This is a genomic window from Mesorhizobium sp. M0923 (assembly GCF_040319365.1).
Taxonomy (GTDB): Bacteria; Pseudomonadota; Alphaproteobacteria; order Rhizobiales; family Rhizobiaceae; genus Mesorhizobium.
Map to the genome: position 1 here is coordinate 1 of NZ_JAMYNW010000029.1, position 15,316 is coordinate 15,316.

Here is a 15,316-nt window from a genome sequence, read left to right on the forward strand (position 1 = left end):
CATGCAGCAGTTTCAGCATCGAGATACGCGCCGAGGAGGCAAGCCCCTTGAGCACGGCAATGCCTTCCTCAGGTTCAATCACCAGAAAATTGCGACTCATGAAATGCCCGGGCCCATGCCAAATCTATATCCGAAATTATCCTGTATATCGGGATATCTGATTTAATCAATGCGCAGGCGAACCCGAGCAATTTGTTAAATCCAGCAGGGCGACGGTCGCGCGGTGGCCCTGCACAGAATTTGTGCAGGAGCCATATGCAGAGTGGACACCTGAACGCCGATCGCCCAATCTAGTCCGGAGCCGAGCCCGGTGATGGCGGCTTGGACATGAAGTGGTTGGACGGGTCGTGACCAAAGGGTGGAAATTATATGATCAGCGACTGGCCTGGGTCCTCGTCGCGCCCGTGCTTTTGCTGCTTACCCTGCTTCTGCTGCTGCCGATCGCGATGATGACTGTCTACACGTTTTTCACCTTCGTTACCGCTGGGGTGGAGTCGGCGGTGCTGACCTTCGACAACTGGAAGGAATTCCTCACCGACAGCTACTATCACGGCTTTCTTTGGAAGACCGTTCGCGTCGGCGCCATCACCGCTGTGATCTGCGCGATCCTTGGCTATTTCCCCGCCTATTTCATCTGGGCCACGACTTTCAAGCACAAATGGCTGCTGCTGTTGCTGCTCATCGTGCCGTTCTGGATCAGCTTCACCATCCGGACATTCTCGTGGATCCATATTCTCGGCGAACAGGGGCTGATCAACGTCGTGCTCATCCGGCTGGGGGTCATCAACGAGCCGTTGCCGATGCTCTACACCGAGGGCGCCGTCATCATGGGGCTGCTGCATTTTCTGCTGCCCTACATGATCCTGAACGTCTATGTCAGCCTGGAGGGCATCGACCGCACCTTGATCGCCGCCGCCCGCTCGATGGGCTGCACCAGCGCACAGGCGTTCCGCGAAGTGACCCTGCCGCTGTCGATTCCGGGGCTGGGCGCCGGACTGTTGCTCTGCTTCGTGCTGGCGGCCGGCTCCTATGTGACGCCGCAATTGCTCGGGGGAAGCCGCGACGCGCTGTTCGGCAACCTGATCTACGACACCATCATGGGGCAGCTCAACTGGCCGATGGGCGCCACGCTTTCCATCGTCCTGTTCGTTCTGCTCGGTGCGGCCGCGGCCGCCTACAGCCGCTATATGGGCCTGTCGCAGATCATGAAGGGTCTCAGTGCATGAGAGCGGAGCATCCCGATCGCGAAGGCAGATGGGCGTGGCGGCTAACCGGCGCGATCACGGTGTGCGTCTATGTCTTCATGTTCGCCCCGATCCTCGCCACGGTCGTGCTTTCCTTCAACGCCTCGATGTTTGGCGGCTTTCCCCTCACCGGCTTCAGCCTGCGCTGGTACGAGAAGCTGCTCACCAACGGGCCGGTCCTCGATGCCTTCCGGACATCGATGTGGATTGCCCTGGTGACGGCAACGGTGACGACGCTGCTCGGCATCATGGCGGCATTGGCGCTGGTGCGCTTCGAGTTCCGTGGCAAGCAGGCGATCAACACGCTTGTCATTCTTCCCGCGCTGGTCCCCGAGACGATACTGGGCGTCGGCCTGCTGGTCATGATCAAAGCCGTCGACCAACCGCGCAGCATGACGCTTCTGGTGCTCGGCCACATTCTGCTCACGCTCCCCTACGTGGTGCTGATCGTTCAGGCGCGCATGGTCGGCATTAAACGTTCCTATGAGGAGGCGGCACTGTCGCTCGGGGCGCCGCGTGTGTCGACATTCCGCGAGATCACGCTGCCGCTGCTCATTCCCGCAGTGCTTGCCAGCGTGCTGCTCGCCTTCACCATCTCGTTCGACAACACCTCGGCCAGCCTGTTCTGGCGACCGGCGGGCGTCGAGACCATGCCGACGCAAATCCTCTCGATGCTGAAGATCTCGATCAGCCCCGAGGTGAACGCGCTGGGCACTGTCATGATCCTTTTGACGGTCGGCATTCCCTTGGCTGGTGGGCTCATCCTGCAAAGCCTCACCTGGTTCAAGGCAGGCAAGTGAAAATGAAAATGGGAGAATGAAAATGAAACTGACAACCACCAAACGACTGGAACGGCTCAACGAACGCTATGCCAATGGCGACATCAGCCGGCGATCATTCCTGACGCTGACGGCCGCCGCTGCCGCCGCCACCGGGCTTTCCATGCCCTGGATGGGACGCGCGCTGGCCGCGGTTTCGGAAGTGCGCTTCGACGGATGGGGCGGCGTGGTGCAGGAGGCGATCGATAAGTACGCGTTCCAGCCCTACACCGCCAAGTCCAAGGTCAAGGTCGTCCAGGGCACCTTTGGCGACGAGAACGAGATCATCACCAAGATCAAGACGTCGAAGCCGGGCGACTTCCAGATCGTCCATTCTTCCGGCGTCAACTACTACATCAAATACGTCAATGGCGGCTTCAACTCGGAGATCAACGAGGCGAACATTCCGAACATGGCGAATGTGCTGACCGCCATGATCGAGCCGTTCCGCAAGATCACGCCGAAGCTGTCGGCAGTGCCATATGATTACGGCACCACCGGCATCGCCTACAACAACAAGGTCATCTCGCCGGAGGAAGCCAAGGAAAAGGGCGCCAACCTGCTTACCGACAAGAAATATGGCGGCAAGGTCGGCGGCTACGCCGATATGACGACGCGCGTCTGGTATGCGGCGCTGCAGACGAAACAGGACCCCAACAACATCCAGGACATGGATGCGGTCTGGGCCAAGGTTCGCGAGACCCGCGACCTGGCCAAGAAGTTCTGGAGTTCCGGCGCGGAACTGATGGACCTCCTGTCGCGCAACGAAATCGTCGTTACCGATGCCTGGTCCGGACGCGTCGCCGCCCTGCAGCAGCAGGGCCAGCCGATCGGCTATCTCGACCCCGCCGGCTCATACGCATGGATGGAGGACATGCTGGTGCTCAAGGGATCGCCGATGGCCGAATGCGAGGAACTGATCAACTTCATGCTGGATCCGGCCACGTCGATCGCTGTCGCCGAAGGCCAGAATTATCCACCCTCGCTTGATCCGACCAAGGTGAAGCTGACCGACAAGATCGCAGCGCTTCCGGCCTTCGACCCGACCGGATCGATGAAGTCGCTGACCTTCGCCGATCCGCTCTACTGGGCGAAGAACGAAGACGCCTGGACCAAGCAATGGGACAGGGTGTCGAAAGGTGCATGACGATAACAGCCACGATCAGCCCCGGCCGGCATCGGCCGGGGCTGATCGCGACCCGCTCGCTCGGGGCGAAAGCCAGCCGACAGGAAAGCCTGCGGTCGAGTTTCGCGACATCGATATTTTCTACGGCAAGTTCGCCGCCGTGCGCGATTTTTCACTGGCGATCCGCAAGGGCAGTTTCGTCACCTTGCTGGGGCCGTCCGGATGCGGCAAGACCACGATCCTGCGATCGATCGCCGGCCTGGTGGATATCACCAGCGGGCAGATCTCGATCGGCGGAAAGCGCGTCGACGACATCCCGATCTACAAGCGCAACATCGGCCTGGTGTTCCAGAACTACGCGCTCTTTCCACACAAGAACGTCTTCGACAACGTCGCATTCGGGCTGAAATACCGGAACGTGCCGAAACCGGAAATCGTGCGCCGGGTCAAGAAGGCGCTGGATATGGTGCGGCTGCCCGGCAGTGAGACAAAGCTGCCGTCACAGCTCTCGGGCGGCCAGCAGCAACGCATCGCACTGGCCCGCGCCATCGTCTTCGAACCGGAAGTGCTGCTGCTAGACGAGCCCTTGTCGGCGCTCGACGCCAATATGCGCGAGGACATGCGCGTCGAGATCAAGAAAATCCAGCGAGAGACGGGCATCACCGCCATCTTTGTGACGCACGACCAGGAAGAAGCCTTGTCGATGTCCGACCGCATCGTCGTGATGAACGCCGGCCTGATCGAGCAGATCGGTTCCCCGGCGCAGGTCTACGACCAGCCGGCCACCGCATTTGTCGCCAATTTCCTGGGCAAGGCCAACATGCTGCCCGGCAGCGTGACGGCGATGGACGGCAAGATGGCGACGATCGCGCTGGCCAGCGGCCATGTCGTAAAGGCGGCCGCGCCGAAGGCGCTCACGGCCGGCAGCGCGATCACCGTCGTCGTTCGCCCGCAGAAGCTTACCGTTGGCGCGGCGGGTGCTGCCAACAGGCTGGCGGGACGAATAGTCTCGACCTCCTATCTCGGCGGCAATGCGGTCTACGAGATCGACATCGGCGCTGGCACGCCGGTGCGCGCCAACACGCTGATCGACGGCCAGCCGCTGCGTGAAGGCGAAACGGTCGATGTCTGCTTCGACCCGCTGGGTTGCGTGCTTCTCGACGCGCAAGGCGTACGTATCGCGTAGCGACGAGGCGCTGAGCCGTTCAGTCTTTCGCGTCACCCCTTGGCCCGAGAAACCGCGCATAGACCTCACCGACAATACCGCGCCGGAAAACCAGCACGCAGACCATGAAGGTCAGGCCGGTGGCGATGGTCACCGGAAAATTCGAGGTAGCGAGCGTGTTTTCCAGGCCGACGACCAGACTGGCGCCGATGATCGGCCCGACCATGGTGCCGATGCCGCCGAGGAGCGTCATCAGGATCACCTCGCCCGACATCTGCCAGGTGACGTCGGTGAGCGTGGCAAACTGAAAAACGATCGCCTTGAGCGCGCCCGCCAGCCCGGCCAATGTTGCCGACATGACGAAAGCCGCCAGCTTGTAGTTGGCGACGGAATAGCCAAGCGAAATTGCCCGGCTCTCGTTTTCGCGGATGGAACGCAGGATCATGCCGAAAGGCGAGTTGATGATGCGCCAGATGGCGAACACGCCGATCAGGAAGACCGCCAGAACGAAATAGTAGATGTTCATCGAGACGTTCAGGTCGAGCATTCCAAACAGCCTGCCGCGCGGCACGCCCTGGATGCCGTCCTCACCTCCGGTGAACGGCGCCTGCACGCAGAAGAAGAAGAACATCTGCGACAGCGCCAGCGTGATCATGGCGAAATAGATGCCTTGCCGGCGGATGGCAAAGAAGCCCATCACAAGGCCAAGCAGCGCGGCACCCAGGACGCCGAGCAGGATGCCCGCTTCCGGCGGCCAGCCCCAGACCTTGACCGCATATGCGCTGAAGTAGGCCGCCCCGCCGAAGAACGTCGCATGGCCGAAGGACAACAACCCGGTGTAGCCGAGCAGAAGGTTGAACGCGCAGGCAAACAGCGCAAAGCACAGCATTTTCATCAGGAAGATCGGATAGACGAAGAAAGGCGCCACCAGCAGCGCTAGGATGCCGAGCCCCACCAGCGTCCATTCAAGCCATACCGAACTTTTGGCGCGCGTCCCGCGAAGTGAGAGTTCGGCCATCTCAGACGTCCCTTCCGAAAAGACCGGCGGGCCGGACCAGAAGCACGATCGCCATGATGACGAAGACCACCAGATTGGAGGCTTCGGGATAGAAAACCTTGGTCAGGCCTTCGGCGAGCCCAAGCATGTAACCGGTAACGATCGCCCCGAGGATCGATCCCATGCCGCCGACCACGACAACGGCGAACACGACGATGATGAGGTCAGATCCCATCAGCGGGCTTACCTGATAGATCGGCGCGGCGAGAACGCCGGCGAGACCGGCAAGAGCGCAGCCGAGGCCGTAGGTAAGGGTCAGCAGCAACGGCACGTTGACGCCGAAAGCCTGGACCAGGCGGGGGTTCTCCGTTGCCGCGCGCAGATAGGAGCCCAGCTTGGTCTTCTCGATCAGCACCCAGGTGCCGAAACAGACGATCATCGAGGCGACCACCACCCAGCCGCGGTAATTTGGCAGGAACATGAAGCCGAGATTGGTGCCGCCGGACAGCAGCGGCGGCACGGAATAAGGACTTCCCGATACCCCATAGTAGTACCGGAACACGCCTTCGAGCACGAGCGCGAGGCCAAAGGTGAAAAGTAGACCGTAAAGCGGGTCGATATCGTAAAGCCGCGACAGCGCCAGGCGCTCGACCACGACACCGAAGCCGCCGACGATCAGCGGCGACAGGATCAGAGCCGGCCAATAGCCGATGCCGAACCGGGTGAGCAGCAGATAGCCGATGAAGGCGCCGAGCATATAGAGCGCGCCGTGAGCGAAATTGATGACGCGCAACAGGCCGAATATGACAGCCAGGCCGAGGCTCAACATGGCGTAGAAAGAGCCGTTGATGAGGCCGACCAGCAATTGGCCGAGGAATGCCTGAACGGGTATTCCGAAGATCATCGTCATGGCGCCATCATACACCCAGCACTTCATGCAGCAGCGTCATGCGATCAGGCAGTTCGCCGACCGGAAAGCCCGACACTACCTTGCCGTGCTCCATCAGATAGAAACGATCGGTGACACGGCTGGCAAAGCGGAAATTCTGCTCGACCAGCAGGATTGTCATGCCGCGCTTTTTCATCGTCGCCAGCAGATCGCCGATGCGCTGCACGATAACGGGAGCCAGTCCCTCGGTCGGTTCATCGAGAAGCAGCATTTTCACGCCGGTCCGCAGCATGCGCGGGATCGCCAGCATCTGCTGTTCGCCGCCCGACAGCCTGGTGCCGGGGCTGTTGCGGCGCTCCTTCAGATTGGGGAAGAGATCGAATATTTCCTCCACGCTCATGCCGCCCTCGGCTACGATCGGCGGCAGGACCAGATTCTCGTCCACCGTCAGCGTCGCGAAGATACCGCGTTCCTCCGGCACCAGGCCAAGGCCTTGATGCGCCGTCCGGTGCAGTGGCAGGCGCATCAGATCCTTGCCGTCGAAAGCGATCTGGCCGGTCCGCTGGCGGATCAGCCCGATGATGGCGCGCAATGTCGTGGTCTTGCCGACGCCGTTGCGGCCCAGCAATGTCACCGTTTCACCTGGAAAGACCTCCAGATCGACGCCGTGAAGCGCGTGGCTTTCGCCATACCAGGCGTTGAGGCCGCGGACTGCAAGAAGAGGCGCGGCGTCACTCATCGGCGGTGCCCATATAGGCGATCCTCACCCGTTCGTCGCGACTGACCGTGGCATAGTCGCCGGCGGCAAGGATTTCGCCGCGCTGCATGACGGTTATCCAGTCGCAAAGATCGGCTACAACAGTCAGATTGTGCTCGACCATCAGCACGGCGCGATCCCTGGCGACCGAGCGGATGATATCTGAAACCGTGCGCACATCCTCATGCCCCATGCCGGCCATCGGCTCGTCGAGCAGCAGCACTTTCGGATCGAGGGCCAGCGTCGTGGCGATCTCGAGCACGCGTTTCCTGCCATAGGAGAGATCGGCGGCGGGCCTGTTCTTGGCATCGTCGAGGCCGACAGACCGCAAAAGCTCCTCGGCGCGCGGCGTCAATCGATCGAGCGCTGCCAGCGAGCGCCAGAACTGAACGCTGAGCCCGCCCGGCCGCTGCAATGCAACGCGCACATTGTCGAGCACGCTGAGATTCGGAAACACCGCCGATATCTGGAACGAGCGCACCAGGCCCATCCGCGCGACCTTGGCCGGCGACGTGCGGGTGATGTCGTGGCCGAGCAGTTCGATCCTGCCGCTCGTCGGCGGCAGGAACTTGGTAAGCAGGTTGAAGACGGTGGTCTTGCCGGCGCCGTTGGGCCCGATCAGCGCGTGGATGTTGCCATGGTAGAGGTCGAGATCGACATTCCTGACCGCGACGAAACCGGCGAAGTCGCGCCGCAGGCCCCGGGCGGAAAGCACCACCCGCGGCCCATTCGGTTCGGGCGGCGCCATCGGCCCGCCAATCACTCGCTGGCCGTAGGACAGCCGCTTTCCTTGGGGCTCAGGAACGCCTCGTTACCGGGGATCGTGGCAAGGGGTTTGTAATAGTCCCATTCCTTGGTGCTCTCGCTCGGCGACTTGACCTGATAAAGATACATATCGTGGACCATGTTGCCGTCGGACTGCACTTTGCCGTTCGCCGTAAAGACGTCGTTCACCGGCATCGAATGCAATTCCTTGGCGACGGCTTCAGTCGCGTCGGTGCCGGCCTTGTCGATCGCCTTCAGATACTGCGTCACTGCCGAGTAGGTGGCGACCTGGATCATGTTCGGCATGCGGTTGGTGCGCTTGAAAAACTGCTGGGCGAACTCGCGGCTCTTGTCATCGCGATCCCAGTAGAAGCCTTCGGTCAGCACCACGCCTTGCGCTGCCTCGAGGCCGAGCCCATGCACCTCGGCCAGCGTGAACAGAAGCGCTGCAAGCCGCTGACCGCCCTGCACGATACCGAACTCGGCCGCCTGCTTGATCGAGTTGGAGGTGTCGAGGCCGGCGTTCGCCAGCCCGACGACCTTGGCGCCCGACGATTGCGCCTGCAGCAGGAAGGATGAATAATCGGTCGAGCCGAGCGGATAGCGCACCTCGCCAACCACCTTGCCGCCATGGCTCTCGACGAACTTGGCGGTCTGCTCCTTGAGCGAATAGCCGAATGCATAATCGACGGTGACGAAGAACCAGCTGTCGCCGCCTTGCTGGACAAGAGCGCCACCGGTTCCTACCGCCTGCGAATGCGTGTCATAGGCCCAGTGGAAGCCATAGGGCGAGCATTGTTTGCCGGTCAGCTCGGTGGTTGCGGCGCCGGTGACGATGTCGATTTTCTTCTTTTCCTTGGAAATCCCCTGGACGGCCAGCGCCACCGAGGAGGTGGTCAGTTCCATGATGGAATCGACCTGTTCGGTATCATACCACTGCCGCGCAATGTTGGAGGCGATGTCCGGCTTGTTCTGGTGGTCGGCGCTGACGATCTCGATCGGCGCGCCTTGTGCCTTGCCGCCGAAATCCTCGACCGCCATCTTGGCGGCCTCGACCGACCACTTGCCGCCGAAATCGGCATAGACGCCCGACTGGTCGTTGAGAATGCCGATCTTGACCTTGCCGTCAGAAATCTCGGCGGCTGCGGCAGGCATCGCAGTCGCTGCAAGAAGCGCGGCCGAGGCCAGGTACGATATCTTCATTGGTGACTTCCTCCCTTATGGTCGACAACCGAGCAACATGTCGGCGGCTGCCTGCTGCGGCACGAAGAGTGGCCTCCCATATTCCGTCCTCTCCGGCGGAAAATCGCAGCGCTGTACGGCCGCCTATGCCCGTCCCTCAAATCGTAGCATCGCGCGGCAACGCGAGAACAGTTACTTTAGTATTAGGCTCGCGGTGCCCATGCCGCGGACGTCGAAGCGCAACATAGGGCCGGATCGTGCAGGGTCCAGATGGCGTCTGATCTCTCTGAAGCCGACGTGCCGTGATGAAATCCCGGCCCGAGCGGTCGTGATCAGATGATGCAGCTGAACGAGAAACGTGTGTTCTCAACCGCCGGCTGGATGATGGCATGCAACCAGGCGGCCATCGCCGATGCTTTGAAGAAGCGGACGCTCGCTGCGGCAGAGGGAGGTGGCGGCTGGGCAGCGGGTGTGGAACCGGCATCCCGAAGGTGGGTTCATCGGGCCGGGCAGGTCGCCCTTGAGTACCAACCGCCCGCGCCGCGCCCGGTCGATGCTGGGTATCGGAACGGCGGAACGCAGCGCCGCGGTGTAATGGTGTCTGGGCGCCGCAAAGACCTCGTCGGTCGGCCCACTCTCCACGATCGATCCCAGATACATTACCGCCACACGGCTCGAGATCTGACGCACCACGGAAAGGTCGTGAGCGATGAACACATAGGTCAGGTTGAACTCCTCGCGCAGATCGGCGAGCAGATTGACGATCTGCGCCTGGATCGACACGTCGAGCGCCGAGACCGGCTCATCGGCCACGATAAGCCGTGGCCGCAGCGCCAGCGCACGGGCGATGCCGATACGCTGGCGCTGGCCGCCGGAGAATTCGTGCGGATAGCGCGATGCGTGCTGGGGCGACAAGTCGACCCGGCGCAGAAGGTCGGCCACGCGATCCGCCATTTCCGATGCCGAGAGGCGTTCATGGATACGGAATGGATCGGCCAGCAGATCGCCGACCCGCCGGCGCGGATTGAGCGAAGCGCTGGGATCCTGAAAGACCATCTGCATCTGCCGCCGCAACGGACGAAGCTGGCGCTGGGAGGCATCGCTGATGTCGCGGCCCTCGAATTCCAGCGACCCCGAGCTGATTTCGGTCAGACGCACCAGACACCGGCCAAGCGTGGATTTGCCGCAACCGGACTCACCGACGATGCCGAGCGTTTCCCCGGGCCAGATGTCGAGAGACACCTTATCGACCGCATGTACGGTCCGGCGCTGTGCCGGGAAGATCGAGCGGCCGACGCTATAACGTTTCGACAGATCGCCGGCGCGAAGCAGCGGGCGCGGCACGGCATTCATCGTTGCATCTCCACGCCGCCAGCCTTCTGGACAGCGAATTGTCTGCGCGTGGACTCCGGCAACACGCAGGCGGCGCGATGGCTCTCGCCTTGCATGATCGGCAGCTGGACCAGACAGGCGTCGTGGCGAAAGGCACACCGGGGGCCGAAGGCGCAGCCTTTCGGCAGGTTGGAGAGCGAGGGCGGAATCCCCGGGATAGCGGCAAGCCGGGCCGGACGTGGTCCCTCCATCGACGGGATCGAGCCGAACAAGCCCCATGTGTAGGGATGCAGCGGCGCCCGGAACACGCTGCTCTTGCCGCCCTCCTCGACAAAGCGTCCGCCATACATCACCAGCACCCGGTCCGCGACTTCGGCAACGACGCCAAGATCATGCGTGACCAGGATCACCGCCGAGCCGAACTGGTCGCGCAATCGTCCGATCAGCTCGAGGATCTGCGCCTGCACGGTAACATCGAGGGCTGTGGTCGGTTCATCCGCGACGAGCAGCGCCGGGTTGCAGGAGAGTGCCATGGCAATCACCGCGCGCTGGCGCATGCCGCCGGAAAGCTGGTGCGGGTAGCTGTCGACGACCCGATCCGGATTTGCGATGCCGACCGCATCCAGCAATTGCACGGCCCGCGCCCGCGCGGCTTTCGCCGACACTTTTTCATGCGCGCGCACCTGCTCGCCGATCTGGTTGCCGATCGTATGCACAGGAGTGAGCGCCGACATCGGATCCTGGAAGATCATCGCGATCTGGCGGCCGCGAATGGCATCGAGCGCACGCCGGCTGAGCCCGATCAGCTCCTGTCCCATGAAACGGATGGAACCGGAGACGATAGCGTTGGGGCTGTCGATCAGCCCCATGATGGCGAGCAAGGTCTGGCTTTTGCCCGAACCGGATTCGCCGACCACCCCGATGATCTCGCGCTGCTCGACGGCAAACGAGACGCCTCCCACCGCCCGCACCAGGCCCTCGTCGCTGCGGAAGGAGACGGTGAGGTCCTTGACCACCAGAAGAGGAGCATCAGCCGACATTGCGTGCCCTCGGGTCGATGATGACGAAGACGACGTCGACGATGAAGTTTGCCATCACCACGAAGAAGGCGGCGTAGATCACCGTGGCCAGGATCATCGGCAGATCGAGGGTCTGCAGTGCCTCATAGGTCAGTTTCCCGACACCCTGCAATCCGAAGACCACTTCGGTCAACAGTGCGCCGCCGCCGACCAGGGCACCAAAATCGAGGCCGAACATGGTAACGAACGCGACCAGCGAGGTCCTGAGGCCATGATGCAGCAACACCCGGCGCTCGCCGATCCCCTTGGCCCGGGCGGTGCGGATGAAATCCTCCTGCATCATCTCGATCAGGCTTGCGCGCAGCACCCGTCCATAGAGGCCGACATAGAGGGTTGCCAGCGTGAACCACGGAATGACGAGCGCCTTGAACCAGCCCCAGGGATTCTCGGTCAGGGGGATGTAGCCGAGCGGAGGAACCCAGGAAAACAGCCAGCTGTCGTGCCAGCGGCTTTGTGTCAGCAGGTTGGCGACCTCGCCCAGCCAGAAGACCGGGATCGACACGCCGACCAGGCTCAGGATCATCAGCGCGCGATCAACGAATGTACCGCGCGTTGCGCCTGCGATCACCCCGACAATCAGTCCCCCCAGCACCCACAGCACTGCCGCGCCGCCGACCAGCGACAGCGTCACCGGAATGGCGCTTATCACGGTCGGGATGACGCGCTGCCCGCGATTGACGAAGGAGGTGAGATCACGGCTGACAAAAAGCCGGTTTATCATCAGCCCATATTGCACAGGCAATGGCCGGTCGAGACCGAAATCGTGGCGCACCTGGATCAACGTCTCTTGCGAAGCATTGCGGCCGGCAATGCGCGCCGACGGATCGGCGCCCGGCGTCGCAAAGAAAATCAGGAAAGCAACGACACTTATGCCGAACATGACCAGCACCATCTGGCCAAGCCGGAAGCCGAGCGCGGCAACCACTAGACGCCCCTCGGCGAGGATTTCGGATCGAGCGCGTCGCGTACGCTGTCGCCCAGAATGTTGAGGGCCAGGACCGTGATGACGATGGCCAGCCCCGGCGCCAGTGCAACGACCGGCCGCGAATAGAGCAGGCCCTGGCCGTCCTGGATGATGGTGCCCCAGCTGGCATCCGGCGGCTGCACGCCGATCGACAGGAACGACAGCGAGGATTCCGTCATCATGTTGAGCGCCAGGATCAACGGCACGAAAACGATGATCCGGGTCACCACATTGGGCATGATGTCGCGCAAAAGGATGCGCCAGGGCGACGCGCCCAGGCCGATCGCAGCGGTCACGAATTCGGCATGCATCAAGGTCAGGACATGGCCACGGATCGGCCGCGCCACATAGGGCACATAGACGATGCCGATGATGAAGACCGGTAGCCACAGGCTGCCGGAGCGGATTTCGAATGGACCGATCTGGATACTCTGCGCAATCAGCACGATCGACAGCGAGATCGCCAGCAGGAAAATCGGGAAGGCCCAGAGCACGTCGAGAATGCGCGACAGGCCGATGTCGACGATGCCACCGAAGAACCCGGAGACGACCCCCAGAAACGTCGCGAGGACGAGACACAGCGCGGCTGCAGCACCCGAGATCAACAGCGAATCCCGTCCGCCGTAAAGCAGCCGCGCCGCGACGTCGCGGCCCTGGTTGTCGGCTCCGAGCAGGTAGGGACCGATGCGCCACGTCGGCCCGATCGGCGTCATGCCGAGGCCAAGGCCTTCTGTGGAGGGCTGCAGCACCGGCTGGGTCACCCCATCGACGACGACCTCGCCATTGAGATTGGTCACAAATGGATCGGTGCCGGAGACGTACCGCGCATAAAGCGGCGCCGCGAGCGAGGCGATCACGACGACGACGAGCACGGCGAATGCCGATATTGCCGAACGATCGCCTTTCAGCTTGCGCCATGCCGTGCGCCACGGGCCATCGGTGGCCCGGCGAACCGAGATGGCGGGCTGATCCGCAATGACATTGACCATGAACAGGATTGCCTAGGAAAAATCTCGGCCTGAAAGATGCGCTGATCCGCCGGAAAAGGAAATGCGACGGAGAGCCGGCGGCGCTCCGTCGCATTGGCTCCGGGAGGTTATTCCACCCAAGACTGGCTGACGATCCAGTAGAATTGTGGGCTGAAGGTGAAGTTCTTCAGCCTGGACGAGATGACATCGACCCGCTTCGGCGTGAACAGGACGGCGACCGGCGCCTTGTCCGTCACCGCCTTGTCAATGGCGGTCCAGAGTGTCGCGCCCTTGGCCGGATCGGCGATGGTGGCTGCCTCTGCCTCGTCCATCGATGCGTCGATCGACTTGTCGCAGAACCCCGAAATATTGACCGAGGCGTCGGAACCTGGCGTAAACGAGGCACAGCTGAACAAGACCTGCAGGAAATTCGATGGCGCCGGGTAATCCTGGAACCATTGCGAGATCGAAATCTGCACCTTGTTGTTGGTGTTCTGGATGTAGGTGAACTGGATGTTCTGCGAAATCGGCTTGACCGACGTCTTGTAGCCAAGCTGGTTGAGCACGTCCTGCAGATAGACGCCGATCGCCTTGGAGACAGTGGTGTCCTCGGTGATGATCGTCACCTCCTGACCTGCGGTTCCCGATTCAGCAACCAATTGCTTGGCCTTATCCATATCCGGCGCGGACCACTTCTCACCCGGATTGGCGGTGAACGGGCAATAGGCTGCGAATGACGGGAAGCCCGGCGGCAGGATCTGACAGGCCGGCTGCGCCAGATTGCTGCCGCCGAAAAGCTTGACGATCGCGGCGCGGTCGATGGCGAAGTTCACCGCCTGGCGAACGCGGATGTCGTTGAACGGCGCCAGATTGGTGTTCATCGGCGCGTACCACATCGCCGTCAGCGGGTGAACCGTGACCTGCTTGGCATATTTGGTGCCGAGTTCGGCGAGACGGTCGGACGGCGGCGGATCGAACATCCAGTCCGCCTGGCCATTCTCGACCGCCGTCACCGCCGCCTCGTCGGTAAGGCCGAATTCATAGTCGATCTCGTCCGGATATCCGGCCGGCTGCGCTTCCTTGCTCCATTCCTTGAAGTGAGGGTTGCGCACAATCTTCATCAGCTTGTTGGGGTCGTAACTGGCGATCATATAGGGTCCGGTGCCCGGAATCGGATCGGTGCCGGCGTCCTTGAGCGGCGCGCTCGCCGGCAGGATCGACGCGTGTGGAACGGCAAGCTTCTGCAGGAACTCGGCATCCGGCTGGACCAAGTTGAAGGTAATGGTTCCGGCCGCATCGTCGACAGACAGGCCACCTTCGAGGGAGCATGTCGCGGGCGCCTTCAAGCATGCATCCGCGCCGATGATGCCTTTGTAGAAGGTCCCGGCCGTCGGCCCGCTGATCTTGAAGATGCGCTGGAACGAAGCGACCACGTCTTTGGTCGTGACGTCCGAGCCATCGGCGAACTTGATGCCCTTGCGCAGCTTGAAGACATAGGTCTTGCCGCCGTTCTCGACCTGCGGGAGGCTTTCCGCCAGGTCCGCGACGACCTCGAAGCCGGTCTTGTCTCTGGCCTTCCTGTAGGTCACCAGGCCATCGTAGAGGACATAATTGATCTGGAAATACTGCAGCGTATAATTGATGTGCGGATCGGCGGTGCCTGCCGCGGCATTGGCCAGCAATCGGAGCGTGCCGCCTGGCTTGCCCTCGGCGGCCAAGGCACCGCTTGCCGGCGACATCATCGTCACGCCGAGCAGAGCCAGCCCGGGTATCAACGCTGCAAATGCTTTTTGGGGTCGCATATTTGTTCCCTCATGGAGGCGTGTCGGCTTTTGCCGCGCTGAATCCGGTCGATCGACCGCCGCGCGGCTGAAAACAGTCCTGGGTTTGCGAACGGCGTTCGCTACTTCGCCCAATCGCAAAAGACTACGGCGAGCGAAGCCGGACGGGATAGCTATTAAGATAGATAGGGTCGGACAGGCTTATTCCCGCCTATTTGTTGAGCAGTCGCCCGACATGGCTATTTGACA

Annotated in this window: 14 protein-coding genes; 4 read left to right on the forward strand and 10 right to left on the reverse strand. The window is 62.0% G+C overall.

Annotated elements, in window-relative coordinates; genetic code table 11:
• The first annotated feature begins 347 nt into the window (after positions 1 to 347).
• The 4 genes from NKH89_RS31530 to NKH89_RS31545 are packed head-to-tail and all read left to right on the forward strand — an operon-like array spanning position 348 to position 4,374.
• Positions 348 to 1,226: an ABC transporter permease gene (locus NKH89_RS31530; protein WP_023718528.1), complete on the forward strand. Its 879-nt coding sequence runs from the start codon at positions 348 to 350 to the stop codon at positions 1,224 to 1,226.
• Positions 1,223 to 2,044 (forward strand): ABC transporter permease, encoded by an 822-nt coding sequence (locus tag NKH89_RS31535; protein WP_023718529.1) that lies wholly within the window; start codon positions 1,223 to 1,225, stop codon positions 2,042 to 2,044. Before NKH89_RS31530 ends, NKH89_RS31535 begins: the two co-directional genes overlap by 4 nt.
• Positions 2,045 to 2,066: 22 nt before the next feature.
• Positions 2,067 to 3,209 (forward strand): extracellular solute-binding protein, encoded by a 1,143-nt coding sequence (locus NKH89_RS31540; protein ID WP_352911210.1) that lies wholly within the window; start codon positions 2,067 to 2,069, stop codon positions 3,207 to 3,209.
• Positions 3,202 to 4,374, forward strand: a complete 1,173-nt coding sequence (locus NKH89_RS31545; protein ID WP_352911211.1) for an ABC transporter ATP-binding protein — start codon at positions 3,202 to 3,204, stop codon at positions 4,372 to 4,374. Before NKH89_RS31540 ends, NKH89_RS31545 begins: the two co-directional genes overlap by 8 nt.
• A gap of 19 nt (positions 4,375 to 4,393) precedes the next feature.
• Here NKH89_RS31545 and NKH89_RS31550 read toward each other — a convergent pair whose 3' ends face one another.
• The 10 genes from NKH89_RS31550 to NKH89_RS31595 all read right to left on the reverse strand — a co-directional run bounded on the left by NKH89_RS31550 (position 4,394) and on the right by NKH89_RS31595 (position 15,088).
• The gene (locus NKH89_RS31550) at positions 4,394 to 5,371 is read right to left on the reverse strand and encodes a branched-chain amino acid ABC transporter permease (RefSeq protein ID WP_352484608.1); all 978 of its coding nucleotides are present in this window, start codon (positions 5,369 to 5,371) and stop codon (positions 4,394 to 4,396) included.
• Position 5,372: 1 nt separating this feature from the next.
• Complete coding sequence (locus NKH89_RS31555) at positions 5,373 to 6,260, reverse strand: branched-chain amino acid ABC transporter permease (RefSeq protein WP_031193840.1); 888 nt, start codon at positions 6,258 to 6,260, stop codon at positions 5,373 to 5,375.
• Positions 6,261 to 6,267: 7 nt separating this feature from the next.
• Positions 6,268 to 6,978, reverse strand: coding sequence for an ABC transporter ATP-binding protein (locus NKH89_RS31560; RefSeq protein WP_352911214.1), 711 nt, complete (start codon positions 6,976 to 6,978; stop codon positions 6,268 to 6,270).
• Positions 6,971 to 7,744, reverse strand: a complete 774-nt coding sequence (locus tag NKH89_RS31565; RefSeq protein ID WP_352911217.1) for an ABC transporter ATP-binding protein — start codon at positions 7,742 to 7,744, stop codon at positions 6,971 to 6,973. Before NKH89_RS31565 ends, NKH89_RS31560 begins: the two co-directional genes overlap by 8 nt.
• Positions 7,745 to 7,755: 11 nt before the next feature.
• A complete protein-coding gene (locus NKH89_RS31570; protein ID WP_352484604.1) occupies positions 7,756 to 8,964 on the reverse strand; it encodes an ABC transporter substrate-binding protein in 1,209 nt (402 codons plus the stop codon).
• A gap of 345 nt (positions 8,965 to 9,309) precedes the next feature.
• Positions 9,310 to 10,296 carry an ABC transporter ATP-binding protein gene (locus NKH89_RS31575; protein ID WP_023718538.1) on the reverse strand — a complete coding sequence of 329 codons (987 nt, stop codon included), beginning with the start codon at positions 10,294 to 10,296 and terminating at the stop codon, positions 9,310 to 9,312.
• The gene (locus tag NKH89_RS31580; protein ID WP_352911220.1) at positions 10,293 to 11,315 is read right to left on the reverse strand and encodes an ABC transporter ATP-binding protein; all 1,023 of its coding nucleotides are present in this window, start codon (positions 11,313 to 11,315) and stop codon (positions 10,293 to 10,295) included. Before NKH89_RS31580 ends, NKH89_RS31575 begins: the two co-directional genes overlap by 4 nt.
• On the reverse strand, positions 11,305 to 12,279 hold the full coding sequence (locus NKH89_RS31585) for an ABC transporter permease (RefSeq protein WP_352911223.1): 975 nt from the start codon (positions 12,277 to 12,279) through the stop codon (positions 11,305 to 11,307). Before NKH89_RS31585 ends, NKH89_RS31580 begins: the two co-directional genes overlap by 11 nt.
• Positions 12,279 to 13,307, reverse strand: a complete 1,029-nt coding sequence (locus tag NKH89_RS31590) for an ABC transporter permease (protein ID WP_023718541.1) — start codon at positions 13,305 to 13,307, stop codon at positions 12,279 to 12,281. Before NKH89_RS31590 ends, NKH89_RS31585 begins: the two co-directional genes overlap by 1 nt.
• Positions 13,308 to 13,414: 107 nt before the next feature.
• Entirely contained in the window at positions 13,415 to 15,088 is a 1,674-nt protein-coding gene (locus NKH89_RS31595) for an ABC transporter substrate-binding protein (protein WP_352494496.1), read from the reverse strand.
• Between the last annotated feature and the right edge of the window lie 228 nt (positions 15,089 to 15,316).